15 protein-coding genes are annotated in these 16,629 nt (G+C 40.0%); 7 read left to right on the top strand and 8 right to left on the bottom strand.

Annotated elements, in window-relative coordinates; genetic code table 11:
- Positions 1-149 precede the first annotated feature (149 nt).
- Positions 150-1,580 (bottom strand): alanine/glycine:cation symporter family protein, encoded by a 1,431-nt coding sequence (locus tag J2S78_RS12385; RefSeq protein ID WP_306899598.1) that lies wholly within the window; start codon positions 1,578-1,580, stop codon positions 150-152.
- Between the two features lie 179 nt (positions 1,581-1,759).
- On the opposite strand from J2S78_RS12385, the gene tlp reads away from it, so the two are divergent.
- On the top strand, positions 1,760-1,990 hold the full coding sequence (tlp, locus tag J2S78_RS12380; protein WP_306898997.1) for a small acid-soluble spore protein Tlp: 231 nt from the start codon (positions 1,760-1,762) through the stop codon (positions 1,988-1,990).
- 50 nt (positions 1,991-2,040) lie between these two features.
- Here tlp and J2S78_RS12375 read toward each other — a convergent pair whose 3' ends face one another.
- Complete coding sequence (locus J2S78_RS12375) at positions 2,041-2,910, bottom strand: Cof-type HAD-IIB family hydrolase (RefSeq protein WP_306898995.1); 870 nt, start codon at positions 2,908-2,910, stop codon at positions 2,041-2,043.
- A gap of 208 nt (positions 2,911-3,118) precedes the next feature.
- On the opposite strand from J2S78_RS12375, the gene J2S78_RS12370 reads away from it, so the two are divergent.
- Positions 3,119-4,672 (top strand): flotillin family protein, encoded by a 1,554-nt coding sequence (locus tag J2S78_RS12370; protein WP_306898993.1) that lies wholly within the window; start codon positions 3,119-3,121, stop codon positions 4,670-4,672.
- A gap of 36 nt (positions 4,673-4,708) precedes the next feature.
- Here J2S78_RS12370 and J2S78_RS12365 read toward each other — a convergent pair whose 3' ends face one another.
- Both J2S78_RS12365 and ligD read right to left on the bottom strand, forming a co-directional pair.
- Positions 4,709-5,335, bottom strand: coding sequence for a uracil-DNA glycosylase (locus J2S78_RS12365; protein WP_306898992.1), 627 nt, complete (start codon positions 5,333-5,335; stop codon positions 4,709-4,711).
- An 18-nt stretch (positions 5,336-5,353) separates the two neighbouring features.
- Positions 5,354-7,174, bottom strand: coding sequence for a DNA ligase D (ligD, locus tag J2S78_RS12360; protein WP_306898989.1), 1,821 nt, complete (start codon positions 7,172-7,174; stop codon positions 5,354-5,356).
- Positions 7,175-7,268: 94 nt separating this feature from the next.
- On the opposite strand from ligD, the gene ku reads away from it, so the two are divergent.
- Entirely contained in the window at positions 7,269-8,111 is an 843-nt protein-coding gene (ku, locus tag J2S78_RS12355) for a non-homologous end joining protein Ku (protein WP_306898987.1), read from the top strand.
- Here the strand turns inward: ku and J2S78_RS12350 are convergent, their stop codons facing one another.
- On the bottom strand, positions 8,112-8,885 hold the full coding sequence (locus J2S78_RS12350; protein ID WP_306898985.1) for an SDR family oxidoreductase: 774 nt from the start codon (positions 8,883-8,885) through the stop codon (positions 8,112-8,114).
- A 146-nt stretch (positions 8,886-9,031) separates the two neighbouring features.
- On the opposite strand from J2S78_RS12350, the gene J2S78_RS12345 reads away from it, so the two are divergent.
- On the top strand, positions 9,032-9,490 hold the full coding sequence (locus J2S78_RS12345) for a flavin reductase family protein (protein ID WP_306898984.1): 459 nt from the start codon (positions 9,032-9,034) through the stop codon (positions 9,488-9,490).
- A 52-nt stretch (positions 9,491-9,542) separates the two neighbouring features.
- Here J2S78_RS12345 and J2S78_RS12340 read toward each other — a convergent pair whose 3' ends face one another.
- Positions 9,543-9,713: a hypothetical protein gene (locus tag J2S78_RS12340; protein WP_185819509.1), complete on the bottom strand. Its 171-nt coding sequence runs from the start codon at positions 9,711-9,713 to the stop codon at positions 9,543-9,545.
- Positions 9,714-9,755: 42 nt separating this feature from the next.
- Entirely contained in the window at positions 9,756-11,711 is a 1,956-nt protein-coding gene (locus tag J2S78_RS12335; protein ID WP_306898981.1) for an aconitate hydratase, read from the bottom strand.
- A 211-nt stretch (positions 11,712-11,922) separates the two neighbouring features.
- Between J2S78_RS12335 and htpX the strand changes: the two genes are divergently transcribed.
- On the top strand, positions 11,923-12,822 hold the full coding sequence (gene htpX, locus J2S78_RS12330; RefSeq protein WP_125554456.1) for a protease HtpX: 900 nt from the start codon (positions 11,923-11,925) through the stop codon (positions 12,820-12,822).
- A 99-nt stretch (positions 12,823-12,921) separates the two neighbouring features.
- Positions 12,922-13,203, top strand: coding sequence for a hypothetical protein (locus tag J2S78_RS12325; RefSeq protein WP_306898979.1), 282 nt, complete (start codon positions 12,922-12,924; stop codon positions 13,201-13,203).
- A gap of 105 nt (positions 13,204-13,308) precedes the next feature.
- Here J2S78_RS12325 and J2S78_RS12320 read toward each other — a convergent pair whose 3' ends face one another.
- The gene (locus tag J2S78_RS12320; protein WP_306898977.1) at positions 13,309-15,522 is read right to left on the bottom strand and encodes a 5'-nucleotidase C-terminal domain-containing protein; all 2,214 of its coding nucleotides are present in this window, start codon (positions 15,520-15,522) and stop codon (positions 13,309-13,311) included.
- A 192-nt stretch (positions 15,523-15,714) separates the two neighbouring features.
- Here J2S78_RS12320 and J2S78_RS12315 point away from each other — a divergent pair, with 192 nt between their 5' ends.
- The gene (locus J2S78_RS12315; protein ID WP_306898976.1) at positions 15,715-16,524 is read left to right on the top strand and encodes a DUF2935 domain-containing protein; all 810 of its coding nucleotides are present in this window, start codon (positions 15,715-15,717) and stop codon (positions 16,522-16,524) included.
- Positions 16,525-16,629: the final 105 nt, after the last annotated feature.

Genomic DNA, 16,629 nt, shown 5'->3' with positions numbered 1-16,629 from the left:
AAGTATAAAATGTTGGCGTTTTTGGGATCCAGCTTCAGCGCCCAGCCGCTCGGAGGCCCACACGAGGTGGGTCAGTTCGACGTTGTCACAGGACGTGGCGTTCTTAGCCGAACTTCTACTATCCAGGGCGCTTGCGCTTTTCTTATATATTACTCGTCATCAGAACGTTTTGGTTTTTTCTCCCATGATTCAATGTTATTTAACCCTGGAATACTGTCCTTGTAGAAAACAGGATCATATCCAAGTCGTTTTTGTTTTTGATAATCGTCTAAGGCGGCTGCGGCAATCTTCGTTAACATTGCAACAGCAATTAAGTTGACAAGAGCCATTGAGCCCATAAATAGGTCGGCCAGAGACCAAATTAATTGCAGATCGCTTACTGCTCCAATCATAACCATTGCCAAAAATGCAAGTCGGAAAATTTGTATATAAACAGGATTTTCGGATATAAACTTAATATTATTCGCCCCATAATAGTAATTACCTAACAAAGAACTGAAGGCGAAAAAGAAAATGGCCAAGGAAACAAAAGTTTGTGCCCATCCGCCAAGGTGCGCATCTAACGCAAGTTGGGTCAATTGAATCCCATCAGATTCACTGGAAGTATGAACTCCAGCTAAAATGATAATGAAGGCAGTAGAACTACAAATAATCAAAGTGTCAGTGAACACACCTAGTGTTTGTACTAGACCTTGTTTGACGGGGTGGCTAACGTGAGCTGTAGCCGCTGCGTTAGGAGCACTACCCATACCAGCTTCGTTAGAAAATAATCCACGTTGAACCCCGTTCATTATAGCTGCCCCTAAGCCGCCGCCAGCAATTTCACGAATGCCAAATGCATTAGTGAAAATGAGGGAGAATACTTCAGGTAAAGCACCGATGTTCATAAACATGATCACAAGAGATACTAAAATATAAATAATTGCGAAAATAGGGACAACAAATTCAGTTACAACAGCGATTCTTCGAATACCCCCATAAATGACAATACCAATCATAATCGCAATAGCGCCGCCAATCCAGTATCCTTCGATGTTATAAGCACCTGTGAATGCCTGCGAAATTGTATTAGACTGTACTCCATTGAAAATAAGACCGAAACAAAGCATAATTAAGATGGCAAATAAAATCCCCATCCAACGCATACCTAATGCTTTTTCCATATAGTATGCTGGTCCGCCTTGATAACCATTTTTCACTTTAACTTTATACATTTGTGCAAGTGTACTTTCGACAAAGCCGGTCGCTGCACCAACCAACGCAATAATCCACATCCAAAACACAGCACCAGGTCCTCCAGCTGTTATAGCTAATGCTACACCTGCTAGATTCCCGGTTCCAACACGGGCTGCAGTACTGATAGTAAAGGCTTGGAATGGTGTCGTTCCTTTTTTGTCTTTGAACACCTTTCGATCCGTTCCCTTAAATAAGAGAGAAACCATTTCCTTTAACATCGTGAACTGTACGAAACGCAATCTAACTGTGAAAAACAGACCGAGGAATAATAATAATCCGACGAGCAGATAGGTCCATAAAATGTTATTGCTGGATGATACGATATCGCCTAACCATGTATCCATCGTAAGCCACTCTTCCATATGGGTCACGCCCTTTCTAATAGGTGATGTAGAATATGTATTCTAAAAAAATATTCAGTATTCATTGTACTTTTTTTGTCAAAAGTTGTACATATATTTCACATAAGTTTCCTGTAAGAAGATCATACTAAACATGAATTCATAAGGAGGGATGTTAGGCAATGGAAAAGCCCAAACCAGATGATCGTTCGAATAATCCGGAAAGAATTGAGAACACAATCGGACACACCTTGCAAAACATGGATGAGGCGAGAGATTTTGAAAAGGCACATTCTGAAGAATTGAGTGAAGAAGAAAAACAGCAGATTGAAGCAAAAAATCAACGTCGTGAAGAAAGTATTGATGGTATGCGTCAGGAAATTAAAGACGAAGTAAATGATCAAAAGCAATAACGGTAAAAGCGTGGCATGTTCGAAAGATTACAATGCCACGCTTTTTGTATTTATTTATTAATCTCTATCTCTAATGTTTTGGAAATGATGTGAGCAACTCCGTCTTCCTGATTAGATAAGGTCACGTGAGTGCACTTCTGTTTTATTTCATCTCGTGCATTTCCCATTGCTACACTGTGTCCTGCGGCATCCATCATTGATAAATCATTAAAGCTGTCGCCAATTACCATTGTTTCTTCTAATGGCAGGTTGTATTGAGAGGCGAGATAGGTGAGCATGTTTCCTTTTGAAGCATCGTGATGTTCAAGTTCAAAGTTGTGATCCCCGGAACTTACAAGAGTTAAGCTATTTTCGTCCTTGAATTGATCCCAACCTTTATCACGTTTTTCTTTAAGAAAGGAGAACGCGAGAATATTATATATTTCTGCATCTTTTTTCTTTATATCTTCAAAGGAAGAAAGAAAAGCGTAGCCTGTTTGATTAAATTGTTTGAGAGCAGCTGTTTCCAGCTCATCTCTTTTGATAGAAGGGTTTGCCGATTGTAAACGGTCTAACTCAATCGATAATAAGTTTCTGCCGTGATGAGGAGTATAGATGGCTTGGTTTGTGAAAATCTCATAATAATACTCTTCATCGTGTAACCAGGAGATGATGTCGAAAGCCTTTTCATTGGGAATGGGAACAGATAACTCAAGCTCACCTTGTTGGTTGTGGTAAGTGGCTCCATTGGCACCGATAATGGGAAGCGCCAGCCCCGCTTCTTCTAAAAAGGTTTGAGCGTCAAAATGGGCTCTCCCGGTTGCGATAACTACTTTTATTCCTTGACTTATTGCTGCTTGGATAGCTTCTTTGTTTTGTATACTTATCGTTTGTTGAGAATTCAAAAGGGTACCATCCATGTCTATTGCTATCAGTTTCATTATTTCACCTTTTTCTGTTTTTTGTAATATGTAATCATCTTTAATATTAAGACACTATAAGTATTTTATCAATGAATTGTAAGTTTTATTAAGTAAATATTTTTTCTTTCGTCATGAAATAAAAAAATTGTAAAATACTGAAACGTTATTTGGGGGTTTCTCGTTATGTAGGATGACAAATCAAATAAAGCAGGAGGTGCCTCATAAAATGGGAGCAATTCAGGACATTTTTAGTTTAATTATAACAGGAGTCGTTTTATTCGTTTTACTTATTTTAGCAATTATCGGCTATATTATGTTTAAGCGAAGCTACAAGACGGCAATGTCAAACGAAGCACTTATTATTACAGGGAAAGGACTTGGGAACGGAGACAATGTCTTCACAGACGAAGAGAATGGACGGCAATTAAAAGTCGTCCGCGGTGGTGGTGTGTTTATAAAACCGCTTGTGCAGGTAGCAGAACCTGTTGATTTAACAACTTCCCAGCTTATGGTTCAGACACCAGAAGTGTACACATCCCAAGGTGTTCCAGTTGTTGCAGATGCGGTGGCTATGGTGAAGATAGGAAGTTCTCTTGATCAAATCGCTAATTTTGCTGAACAATTTTTAGGAAAAGGAAAAGAAGACCGTGATAAAGAAATCGTAGAAGTTCTAGAAGGACATCTTCGTTCAGCATTATCTTCATTAACCGTTGAAGAAATATATCAAGATAGAGAACGGTTTAACCGCCAGCTACAGGATGTGGCAGAAAAAGATTTAGCAAAAATGGGATTTGAAATAACATCCTTTGCCCTAAAAGATATACGAGATGATAATGGATATCTTGAAGCATTGGGACGGCCCCGTATTGCAGAAGCGAAGAAAAACGCTGACATTGCGGAAACAAATTCGGAGAGAGAAACAAGAATTCACCAAGCTCAAATGGATAAAGAAGCAGAAGAATCGGAATATAAACATAAGACAGAGATTGCAGAAGCACGCAAAAATAATGAAATCCAAGAAGCTGCGTTTAAGCAAGAAAATGAAAAAGCTAGGGCACAGGCTGATCAAGCATATGCTTTAGAGAAGAGTATTACAGACCGCCAATTGAAAGAGCAGGAAATGGATGTACGAGCGGTTGAATTATCGAAGCAGTCCGAATTAGAAGAAATTGAAATCGAGCGTAAAGAAAGACAATATGAAGGGGAAGTGAAGAAAAAAGCGGAAGCAGAACGCTATGCATCCGGTCAGCAGGCAGATGCAGAAAAGTATCGTACGATTGCTGAAGCTGAGGCACGTGCGGAATCTGAACGTAAACAAGGGGAAGCGGAAGCCCGGATTATCCGTGAAAAAGGTGTGGCAGAAGCAGAAGCGAAAGAACAAATGGCAGAAGCGATGTCGAAATACGGTGAAGCCGCTATTTTAGAAATGATGATCAAAATGATGCCAGATTTTGCAAAAGCCGTTTCAGAACCACTTAATAATATAGACAGTGTAAAAGTTATTGACACAGGAAGTGGTAAAGGCGTATCAAACTTAGCGGGAAGTGTTACGAACAACATGGCTGTCATGCAGGATACTCTTAAAGAATCGACAGGGATTGATATGAAAGAATTGTTAGAGAGTTTTGCCGGTAAGGGGCTGGCCGGGCAGATGACTACCTCGGTGCAGGCGGCAAATGAAAGTGCCGCTGCATCTGATGATAGCGAGCATTATGAAACGGACAAAGAAAGCACCGAGGACACAACCCAAACAACAGCCGTTGAAAAGGAAAACGAATAACCTGTAAAAAAGACCGGAGCGTAAAAAACTCCGGTCTTATATGTTTTTTAATGCTGATTTTAATTCGTTAAGATGGGTGTATATAATAGTTTCTAGACTTCGTTTATAAAGAACAGCTGCCGGATGATATAGCGGAAAAATCGTATAAGTTTCCGGGGTGAAGTCATATGTATTTTTCTCCCAATCATCAAGCCGGCGGATGGGTGAATGAATAAATGTTCCAGTCACTTCTTCCATTTTTGGAGAAAATCCGAGTAATCTCCAGTAAGCAATGCGTCCCATTGGAACAATAATGGGCGGTTTTGTCGTCTCAATTTCAGCATCCAGTATGGGGGCATGGGCTGCGATTTCTTTTTTATTAGGAGTGCGGTTGTATTTTCGAGCAGGTTTATTATGCGGTTTCCCCCATTTATAGGGGCGACTGCGAACGGAACTTGTAATATAAATGTCGTTCCGTGTTATACCGAGATGCTCAAGATAATGATCAAAATATTTCCCGGCCCTGCCACTGAAAGGTATTCCATTGTTGATTTCGGTTTCCCCGGGAGCTTCTCCGACAAACATTAATAGTGGCCGTGTAGGACCAGTCCCATAAACAAATCCTTCGCAGGCGAAAGGCTCCAGCCGGAGTTTACACTGAGTTATTAAATCTTCAGATAGCATTGATTCCCTCCTTTTCCTTTATATAGGTGATTTTTTCAACGTATCGAGCAGCTGATCGACAGCGTCTTTGTTACGACTGCCATTCATAGCTTGGAAGGGACACCCATACTGAATCACTCTTTCTATAACATGTTCCATTGTAAAAAGGGTTCGCTTTACCGAAGAAGAAGATAACTCTTCCCAAAAAAGCGGGCATGCTACTAGAGCATCCTTTTTCCCCCGTAAGGAATAAGGAGCAATAATTGTTTTTCCCTCTGCATGTTGAGGAATATCAAGATAAAGTTTATTGTTCCGTTTATTTCGACGTCTTTCTAGAGTGAATAGATCAGAATATCTATCTGTCATTATACGCCCGACTGCTTTTGTAATTAATTCGGTGTCTTCCCACGAGTAGGTGTTTTCCGGAAGAGGCACATATATTTGAATTCCCTTATTACCCGAAAATTTCACAAACGCTTCTAACTTAAATTCTGTTAACAACTCTTTTATATGCAGTGCTCCTTCTATTGCCATGGGGAAATGGCTGGTGTCTGGAGGATCTAGGTCAAACACGATTTCATCAACGTGTTCAGTATGATGGCGTTGAAAAGGGATGTGCCATTCCAAAGCAAGTTGATTTCCAAGCCACAAAAGTGTCTCTAGTTTATTACATACGATAAAATCATTGTCGTCAAATGCTTTGGTATCGACATAGTCTGGTGCATAGTTGGGACAGTCTTTCTGAAAAAAACCTTCTTCTGTAATGCCATGGGGATAACGTATAACGGTTAGAGCCCGGTCTTTTAATAACGGAAGGATAAACGGAGCTATAAACCTAACGTATTGAAGGTAATTATATTTGTGCACCATTTGATTGGGCCATAGAAGTTTTTCTGGATTCGTAATCTCAACGCCTTTAGGGAGTCTAAGGTCAGCTATATGAAGCTTTTCGATAGTGCAAAGATTTGGCGTATGCTGCAAAAGAAAGGTATGGAATCTGGGCTCTCTCCATTCGTAATCCTTTCGGCTTGTGTAGGAAACTTCTACAACAATGGAAGGTTCTAAACGATAAACCTTCGTAGAAACATCCCATTTTCCATTATTTTTCATTGTTTTGATGAGAGCCGTTTTCTCTTGATCGGACAAACCATGGGCGCATTTTCCTATCGTTATCACTTCGTTTTTTTCAAAAACACCAAGTTCAAAGTAATCATTGGCAGGGTCATATGTTGTAATAAAACATTTTGCTGTAAATGGTGTCTTGTATTTTAACCAATCTTGCGTTCTTTCTTTTTTATAAAGAGAATGGAAGTGTTTAGCAACAATCCCTTCACTTCGAAACAATTGGTTTTCTCTCAAGAGAATATCGAGATTTTCTTTATAAGGGAGAAATTGAATGCGTTCAGCAGCTTGAGGTTCTGGTGATAATGGCAGATTACGGCATTTAATTAGATCTTTTAGTACTTTTTTTCGCTCTTCGTATGTCTTATCTGTTAAGGATTGGTTATGGAATGAGAGACAGTCAAACGCTAGAAAAGCAGCCGGGCGGGTAGAAGCAAAGCTTGCGATTTTACGTGCGGAACGAAGGTGATGCCTGCTTTGCAAAGAATAAAAATCGGCTTTGCCTGCGTTTTCAAGTATAACGAGTTCCCCATCCAATTGAAAGGAATCCTCCGATGAAAAATGAGAATAGACGCTCTCTAAAATTTCGGGGAATTGCTTGTTAAGATTGTGTCCATTTTTACTGGTGACACATGCGTTACATCCGTCCCAATGAAGAGAAGCACGATAGCCGTCATATTTTAATTCATATACCCAATCCTTCTCCTTAGGCAGTGATGCTGTTCTTGAAGGTTTCACCGGCATTCTCTCCTTTTTCTTATCTCCTTGTCGTTAGTATGAATGACAAACGTATAAGTCATGCACAATAAGCAAAAAAGGAGGATGTTCATCTATGCATACGATGTGGAAAGGGAGTATTCAGTTCGGTCTGGTAAGTATTCCAATTAAAATGCATGCGGCAACGGAAGACAAAGACATATCATTTCGTAATCTGCACGAAAAATGCAAAACACCAATAAAGTATGAAAAGGTGTGCCCGGTGTGCGAAGAAAAAGTGGAAAAAGAGGACTTGGTGAAAGGGTACGAAACAACAAATGGTCATTATATTGTAATGAAAAACGACGAGCTTGAAGAACTTCGTCAAGAAGCGGGGGAAAAAGCAGTCGAAATTCTTGATTTTATTAATATAGATGATATCGATCCTATTTATTTTAATCGCAGCTATTTTCTAGGTCCTAACGAAGGAGGCGCAAAAGCATATTCCTTGTTGAGACAAGCCCTGCAGGACTCTCGAAAGGTCGGGATTGCAAAAATCATGATTCGATCGAAAGAGCAGTTGGCGGCACTGCGCATTTATAAAAACACTATTTTGCTGGAAACACTCCATTATTCAGATGAAATAAGAAGTGCTGCAGATGTACCTAATGTTCCGGGAGAAGAGAAGCTTGAAGAAAAAGAGCTTCATACCGCAAAAATGCTGATAGATCAGCTTAGCACAGAATTTGAACCAGAAAAATATGAAGATGAATACCGGAAAAAATTAGTACAATTAATCGAAGCAAAAGAAAATGGAGAAGAAGTTGTTTCAGCCAATCAAGAGACTCCAAAAGATAATGTAGCTGACTTGATGGAGGCTCTCCAAGCATCGGTGGATAAAAATAAAAAGAAGGTAGCCACGAAGAAAAAAGGTACTCCAAAAACAGGCAGTGGTCCCAAAAAGAAAGCAACTTCTTAATTATGATAAAGATTCCGTTCCGTCGATGTATACTTCCGTTCCTGTAATATGAGCGGATTCGTCTGACAGCATGAATAATACCAGATTTGCAATTTTATCGGGGGAGACCGCTTGATCAAGGTTTGCCCCCTCATTATTGTGACCACCTGTTTGAGTTATTTTTTCTAGTTGGCCCTCATCCCGATAGGTTCGATCCAAAATATTTGTTTGCACAGCCCCGGGACAAATGGTGTTTACGCGAATATTATATGGCCGAAGTTCCACAGCTGCCATTTTTGAAAAAGCAACTTGTCCTGCTTTGGAGGAGCTGTAGGCTGACATTCCTAGAGCCGAGAACGTTCTGTTTCCGTTGATAGAGCTTGTAATGATGATACTCCCCCCTGTTTCTTTCATGTAAGGGATTGCATACTTTGTCGATAAAAAACTGCTTTTTAAGTTAACAGCTAATGTATGATCCCAGTCGCTTGGTTCAAAATCTTCGATAGGAGTAACTTTTCCATTCATCCCTGCATTAGAAAAAACACCATCAATCTTCCCCCATTTTTCAGCTGTCTGTGAGAAAGCTTCTTTCATTTGTTGGGCGTCTGTTACATCAGTTTTAAAAGTGATAACGCTGCCATTGTTATTTATGATTTCATCAGCTGTCTGTTTGGAATCTTGTATATCAATCAGTGCGACATTCGCCCCAGCTGCTGCTATTTGTAATGCTGTTGCTTTTCCGATACCAGATGCCGATCCTGTTATAATTACCGTTTTGTTTGAAAGAGAGTACATATGCCTATTCCTCCAGTTTTTAAGACAACCTTTCCCTAATACAGAATAACTAAACCTTTATTTTGTATTCGTTGCATAATCACTCGTTTCCATGTAACGTTGATGGTGACTTTTTGTTTTGAAATCAGACGGAGGAGGAAGTATCGATGGATGATCGTTTATTTAAAACGGCGATGAGCAAGTTTGCGACTGGTGTTACGATTGTAACAACAGAGGTGGATGGAGAAGTACATGGTATGACGGCCAACGCGTTTATGTCTGTTTCCCTTGATCCGAAGCTTGTACTAATCTCGGTCGCAAAACATGCTAATTCCCATGATATGATAGAACAGTCAGGTACGTTTGCGGTAAGTATATTAAAAGAAAACCAAACCGAACTTTCTCAATATTTCGCGAATCAATTGAAAGAAGAAATAGATGTTCCATTTGAACGTTTTGAAAAACAGCCTATTATTGAGGATGCTCTTGTGAATATTGCATGCCGTGTTTATGACAGTCATGAAGCAGGAGATCACACATTGTTTATCGGAAAAGTCGATAATCTCAAGATTCAGGATGAAGAACCGTTACTGTATTTTGAGGGCAACTATAAACAATTTAAATAGTGTCTTTTGAAAAAAGCTTCATAGCTGGTTCACTCCAGCCATGAAGCTTTTCCTATTCAAGCGTTCTGTTATTGCCATCGACATCGAAGGGTCCTTCGGGTTCCGGACTTTCACCAGCTTCCAAAATCCCATCTCCCCCGCATACACTGCAGGAATATTTCCATTGTTCATCATCCATCAACAAACCGGAACCATCACAAGCTTTACATACATTTTCATTCATGATTAATTTGCTCCTTTTAGGAGGAAAATGAATAGGAGGAAATTAAGCTTTATCTTGCTGTCTGTCTTTCACCCAGTTAATTAGTCCTCCTGTTAACATGATGTCCACTTGACGGTCGGATAATGCATGAAGGATTCGGATTTCTTTATTTTTTTCCTTTACGACAGCCGTTAATTCTTTACTGTCTTGTATGGTTTCTCTTACATTTTTCAACTCCAACGTGTCTCCTTGTTCGAGTTGGTCAAAATCGCGTGGATCTGCGAAGGTAAGTGGAAGAATACCAAAATTAATTAAGTTTTGAAGGTGAATCCTAGCAAAGTCTTTAACAATTACGACTTTTAATCCTAAATAACGGGGCGCCAACGCAGCATGTTCGCGACTGGATCCTTGCCCGTAGTTTGTTCCGCCAATGATGGCGTGGCCTGTTTTCTCACGTATGTCCATAGACCTATTATAATAGTCTTCGTCTAAGATTTCGAAAGCGAATTTACTGATTTCGGGGAGGTTACTTCGATAAGGAAGTACACGTGCGCCCCCGGCTAAAATCTCATCAGTGGAGAAATTGTCTCCTACTTTTAGTAAAACGGGAACGTTAATGTTATCTGGTAATGGCTCCATATATGGAATGGATGCAATGTTCGGTCCTTTATGCAACTCGGTTTTTTTGGCATCTTCTAAAGCAAGGGGTTCTTCAAGCAATCGAAAATCTACTGTAGGTTGATCAGGCTCGTTTACATGAGGGTAGGACATATTTAGTGTTCTTGGATCAGTGATTTTCCCGTATAAGGCAGAAGCTGCTGCCACTTCAGGTCCACATAAAAATACGCTGTCTTCTCTAGTGCCGGAACGTCCAGGGAAGTTACGAGGAGTTGTTCTTAGACTATTACGGCCTGAGGCAGGCGCCTGTCCCATACCGATACAGCCATTACAGCCTGCCTGATGCAATCTGGCCCCAGATGATAGTAGACTGGCGATATGCCCGTTCTCAACGAGATCCGTGAGCATTTGTCTAGAGGTCGGGTTAATATCAAAAGACACGCCACTTGCGATTTGCTGTCCTTTCACGATATTAGCAGCAATAGCAAAATCACTATACCCGGGGTTTGCTGAGGAACCAACATAGGATTGATAAATTTCTTCTCCTTCTACTTCTGTGATAGGGACAACGTTACCTGGACTAGAAGGCTTTGCAATCATTGGAACTAATGTAGAAAGATCGATTTCTTCATCGATGTCATATGTTGCTTCTTGGTCTGCAGTGATTTCATGCCAATCCTCTTCACGTCCTTGGCTTTTGAGGAATCGTTTGACTTCTCCATCGGAAGGAAATACAGTTGCGGTTGCACCAAGTTCAGCTCCCATGTTGGCAATAACATGACGATCCATCGCACTTAATTGTTCCAAGCCGGGTCCATAGTATTCAATGATTTTTCCGACCCCGCCCTTCACATCATGGCGGCGCAAGAACTCAAGAATGATATCCTTTGCTCCTACCCAATCAGGCAGTTCACCCGTAAGTTTTACACCCCAAATTTGAGGCATTTTAACGTAGTAAGGTTCACCAGCGATAGCCATTGCAACATCTATACCACCTGCTCCCATAGCAAGCATTCCCATACAACCATTCGCACAGGTATGACTGTCGGAACCAAGTAATGTTCTGCCAGGAACGGCTAGACGCTGCATATGAACGGGATGGCTGACACCATTACCTGGACGGCTGAAATAAAGACCGAATCGTTTTGCCGCACTTTCTAAAAATAAGTGATCATCAGGGTTCTTACTATCTTCTTGAATCACATTGTGGTCAACATATTGCGCAGAAGCCTCGGTTTTTGCACGTTCAATTTCCATTGCTTCAAGCTCAAGCATAACCATCGTACCTGTGGCATCTTGTGTTAACGTTTGATCTATAGATAATGAAATTTCTTTTCCAGGTGCCATTTCACCGGAAACCAAGTGGTTCTTGATAAGTTTTTGTGCCACATTTAAAGCCATAACTAGGTGAACCTCCTTTTAAAACTTAGAACTTAGTATAAATGGTTCTGGTTTATCTATACCTTTGTGATAGAATATCTAAACAAAGAAAGCATAAAACAAGCCAAACATCACGAAAAATGTTACAATCATAAAAGTGAAACGTTTTATATATGTTTTACGTAAACAGCTTTAAACTATATAATAAAATATCAATTGGGAGGAAATTAACTTGGGTAAAAGGATTCTACTGTTTATTATAACCAACGTTCTCATTCTTACTATGGTTACAATCGTCTTTAGTATATTGAGTATGTTTGGTGTGGAGATTCCGAGTATGGGAGCAACAGCCGCGGGTAATATAAATTATGTCTCCCTGCTAATCTTCAGTGCCGTTATAGGTTTTAGCGGAGCCTTCATTTCTCTTGGTTTATCTCGGATTATTGCGAAGAAAATGATGGGTGTAAATGTTATAGATCCAGGAACCAGCACTGGCACAGAGCGTGAGCTAGTAGATAAAGTTCATCGTTTATGTCGTAGTGCCGGTATGGTCCATATGCCGGAAGTCGGTATTTACAATTCTAAAGAAGTCAATGCATTTGCAACGGGTCCAACTAAGAAACGCTCGTTAGTTGCCGTATCGAGTGGTTTGCTCAACTCTATGGATGATAATTCTGTGGAAGGTGTTCTTGCTCATGAAGTGGCGCACGTTGCTAATGGTGATATGATAACGATGACGTTATTGCAAGGAATCATTAACACATTTGTTGTATTCCTTTCTCGAATTGTAGCATCTATCGTTTCTCGTTTTGTACAAAATGATGGTATGCGTATGCTTGTTCACTTTGCAGCTATTATTGTGTTTCAGATTATATTCTCTATTCTTGGCAGCCTTGTCGTTAATGCATACTCGCGGTACCGAGAGTTTCACGCTGACAAAGGCGGGGCAGATCTTGCCGGAAAAGACAAAATGAAACAGGCGCTGCAATCTTTGCAAGCACGGTCGAACATGGTAGATGATAGTCAGACATCATTACAGACGTTGAAAATCAACAACAAGTCAACGATGGCGAGCTTGTTTTCCTCCCATCCTCCGTTAGATGAACGAATTCGCCGCTTAGAAGAAAAGTAATAAACAATAGAGCCAGGCCCGATTGTGGTCTGGCTTTCTGCTGTTCTTTTGGAATAATAATACAATATCTCAGATATGCAATAATAAGAGGTGTGGAGAATGAACGATGAGGTAACGAAAAAAGAAAAACTATTTAATCCAGAGGTTAATAAAAATGCAAAGCTGTCTTTCCTTTTAGTGCTGCTGATTGTTTTCATACTGCTTCAAATAACATCGATACCGTCTGTAATTGTGTTGTCCTATGCTACCCTCATTATTGTTGGTTTTATCGTTTTTCATGTTCTGAAAATCGTATTTTATACAGGAGAGAAGAAAGGAAAAGATATCTTTATGACTGTCATTGCTTTCATTCTGCTTGGTTGGGCGATGACATTGTTTTAACAATTTTACTAGAAAATAGAACAAGTAGGGAGTGTTCTATTGGTGTCGGTTAAGGGAAAGGGAAAAGGCAGTCCCTATGAGTGGGGACTACCTTAACGAGGATGACTATTTTACCATATAAAGAGACAATACTTTGGCTGCTTGGGCACGGGTGGCTGTGTTATTTGGCATGAATTGATTATCATATCCATCGATATAACCGAGTTCGTGCGCAGATTCGGCAGCGATCCTCATTTCTTGGTTCATAGAATGCATGTCTTCAAATGTTGAGGAAGAAGCTTCGAACGTTTCATCATTCTCATACTCATAAGCCCTCATTAGCATGGTTACCATTTGAGCACGAGTAATTGGTTTGTTCGGTTCAAACGTTTTGTCAGACGTTCCTTGGACAATACCGGCATTGTAGGCTGCCGTAATTTCCTCTTGTGATGCATCCGCTAACTCGCCAATGTCTTCAAATGGTGCGTCGCTTGAACTGCTTAAGTCTAATGCATTGGTCATCATGTATGTGAACTGAGCCCGTGTGACGTTTTGGTAAGGAGAATATGTGGTCTCTGATGTTCCATCCGCCACCCCATTGTGAGCAAGATCAAACACGTATGGATTGGCCCAGTTATCAAGCGGGATATCTTCGAATTGATTAGTAACTTGTCTTATCCTGCCTTCTGGTTTCATTGCAAGTGGTTCATCCATCTCTTTTACATAGTCGCGAAGAATATCGGAATCAATATCACCGATTGTTGTTTCGCCTAAAGCATATTCGTCCATGCCATCGGCTAGGTAGCTGTAATCATTTGTTGTTACGGTGTATGACAAATCGTCTTCAATCGGAGTTCCATCTGACAAAAACATATCTTCGACTTGTCCTTGTTCTTTGTCATGGTCGAAAGTGTAGGTATATTCAAATCCGGAAATAGAGTAATCGAGACCATAGCTTGATATTTGATTATTCATTATTTCACGAAGCCCGGCCCCATCGACAGTAAAGGTTTCAAGCATGTTTTGAAATGGTTGAATGGCATATAAATCTCCAAATGTTATTTCTCCGGCATCCAGTCCTTCGCGGATACCGCCGCCATTCATAATACCGATATCAGAATCCATCGACCAAGCCATTGAATCGGCTATTAAATTACCAATTGCGTGATCTGCGTATGCACGATCATTATACGGGTATCCTTCATTATCATAATTATAAGCACTTTCCCCGACGACTTCATTTTGAATAGGTTCAATCAAATCGTTATATTTATTAATGATTTCGCTGATCTCTGCATCCGGGGTTACATCTTGTGTGTTATAAATAATTTCAGCTTCCGTCTCTTCCCCGATAATATCGCCAGATTCAGAATCTATTACAAGGTTTATAGCTCCAAAAGCATATCCATATTCCCATGCTTGGACAACAGCAACGTCGTCGTTCAATGTAGCGTTCACTGTTTGATGATTATGTCCGGCAACGATGACGTCGACTTCATCATGGAGTTCATTTTCCCAATTTGCTACGTCTTCTATCAATGTCCCGCCATCTGCTTTAGCGATAGTTTTGTCGTCTGATTTTTCATTTGTGAAAGTGGCGTCTTCTTGTGCCGCTGGATTATGAGCTAAGACGACAATCGCATCAACTCCTTGGTCATCCACCAACTCTTTGGAGTATGTATTGATTGCCTCCAACTCATCTCGAACCTCAAGGTTTTCATTCCCTTGTTCTTTTACCATACCAGGTGTTTCTGTTGTTGCTACACCGATGAATCCAATTTCTACATCATCTATTTCTTTAATATAATAAGGGTCAAGCAGTAGTTCATTGGTAGAAGAATCATAGACATTGGCAGCGACATTTGGAAAATCTATGCCGTCATAATCTTCGGTTTCTTCTACATCTGGATGTTCCCCACCCTCTATCATTCGGTTGAATTCATCAATCCCTTCATCAAATTCATGATTACCGACGGTTCCAACATCTACATTCATTGCTTCCATAATTTCTACAACCGGTTGATCTTGAAAAGCAGAGGCAATCATCGGAGATCCGCCAATCATGTCTCCAGAGTGCGCAACAATCGTGTTTTCATTTTTTGATTTGTAGTCTTGTAGATGTGCTGCTAAATATTCTGCCCCGCCAACTGTCACTGTCTCATCTCCAACATCAATCGTTGTTTCGGTAGCAATTTGACCGTGCCAATCGTTTAGTGTCAGCAGCTGAATTTCTTTATCATGCGAATCAGCTTTAGCAAAGTTGGGTTGTGATGGAACAATTAATAGTCCCAACGTCAGTACAGTCCCAAGACTAAGCATTTTCTTGTAATAGTTTTTCATTTAAACACCATCCCTTAACGATATAAATTCAGTATTCATTAAGTCTATCAAACTTTTATTTAATTTTTATTAAATTTCTGAAAAGTATTAGTTAAGAAATGTAACAAACTCCCGAACGGAAATCATTTTTTGTTTTAGTACAGGCTTCTTTCTCATAGTTTAAAGGAGTACGAATACAAAGGAGGAGAGGTATTGAACACAAACTGGGAAGGTACAGCAACCGAAGAGCATTTGTTTTGGCTGCAAATATTGGGGGATCATGCACGTTTTATCCATGATACACTTGCTCCTTCTGAAACCGAGTATATCGAAACTGCGCAAGCTTTTATCAAACTTTTTGATCAATTATTAGAAGAAGTAGCAGAAGACCATACAGAACAAACATTGGAAAATTTAACGATGAACGCAAAACAGGCAAGCAAAGATATTCGTTTTTTTAAACTGCAAATTATACAAAGACAATTGACTGGGAAAATCAAAATTGAATTGACCCCCACGTTTATTAATCACATGGTGAATGAGGTGGAAGAATACTTACGTATTTTAAGCTACCTTGTAAATCAAGAAGAACCACCTGTCTGTCACCCGCTTCATCATCATCTTGTGTGGCTGCTGGATGCCGCAGGGCATGCTGATGCAATAACTGGATCGTTGGATAAAATAGAGAATAACTTAAAAGAACAATCGCGAGTGTTTACAGATGAATTTGATCATTTTTACTTAAAAGCAGTAGAAATGGCGGGGTATTTACGTGCAAATGTAGAGACGTTTCCGGCATTGAATCGGCTGAATAGTCAGGTTAAGTTGGAATTTGATATCTTTCGCAGTTTTTTAAATGAGTTGGAAGAAATGGGGATAACAAAAGAGATGTTAGGAACGCTAACGCCGCTAATGGCCGATCACATGTCAAGAGAAGAATGTTACTATCTATGGAAATTGGCTGAATCTGCTTATACTGAAAGTCCTGATTGTAATCCAGCTAAACATAGAGTGGATGCTTAATTAATATGATTGTAATCCCCAGCAGAAGTAAGCTGGGTTATTTTTTTGAAAATATCTTATGATAAAACGAAAAAGTAGCGGGACATAAATAATATGTTTTATACT

The sequence above is a fragment of the Salibacterium salarium genome, from assembly GCF_030813635.1.
GTDB classification, from domain to species: domain Bacteria; phylum Bacillota; class Bacilli; order Bacillales; family Marinococcaceae; genus Salibacterium; species Salibacterium salarium.
The sequence above is the reverse complement of the archived record's forward strand: the minus strand, read 5'-3'. Positions and strand labels throughout refer to the sequence as shown.

Coding starts and splice junctions, on each gene's coding strand:
- J2S78_RS12385 (WP_306899598.1), bottom strand. CDS start 1,580: ATGGATACATGGTTAGGCGATATCGTATCATCCAGCAATAACATTTTA.
- tlp (WP_306898997.1), top strand. CDS start 1,760: ATGGAAAAGCCCAAACCAGATGATCGTTCGAATAATCCGGAAAGAATT.
- J2S78_RS12375 (WP_306898995.1), bottom strand. CDS start 2,910: ATGAAACTGATAGCAATAGACATGGATGGTACCCTTTTGAATTCTCAA.
- J2S78_RS12370 (WP_306898993.1), top strand. CDS start 3,119: ATGGGAGCAATTCAGGACATTTTTAGTTTAATTATAACAGGAGTCGTT.
- J2S78_RS12365 (WP_306898992.1), bottom strand. CDS start 5,335: ATGCTATCTGAAGATTTAATAACTCAGTGTAAACTCCGGCTGGAGCCT.
- ku (WP_306898987.1), top strand. CDS start 7,269: ATGCATACGATGTGGAAAGGGAGTATTCAGTTCGGTCTGGTAAGTATT.
- J2S78_RS12350 (WP_306898985.1), bottom strand. CDS start 8,885: ATGTACTCTCTTTCAAACAAAACGGTAATTATAACAGGATCGGCATCT.
- J2S78_RS12345 (WP_306898984.1), top strand. CDS start 9,032: ATGGATGATCGTTTATTTAAAACGGCGATGAGCAAGTTTGCGACTGGT.
- J2S78_RS12340 (WP_185819509.1), bottom strand. CDS start 9,713: ATGAATGAAAATGTATGTAAAGCTTGTGATGGTTCCGGTTTGTTGATG.
- J2S78_RS12335 (WP_306898981.1), bottom strand. CDS start 11,711: ATGGCTTTAAATGTGGCACAAAAACTTATCAAGAACCACTTGGTTTCC.
- J2S78_RS12325 (WP_306898979.1), top strand. CDS start 12,922: ATGAACGATGAGGTAACGAAAAAAGAAAAACTATTTAATCCAGAGGTT.
- J2S78_RS12320 (WP_306898977.1), bottom strand. CDS start 15,522: ATGAAAAACTATTACAAGAAAATGCTTAGTCTTGGGACTGTACTGACG.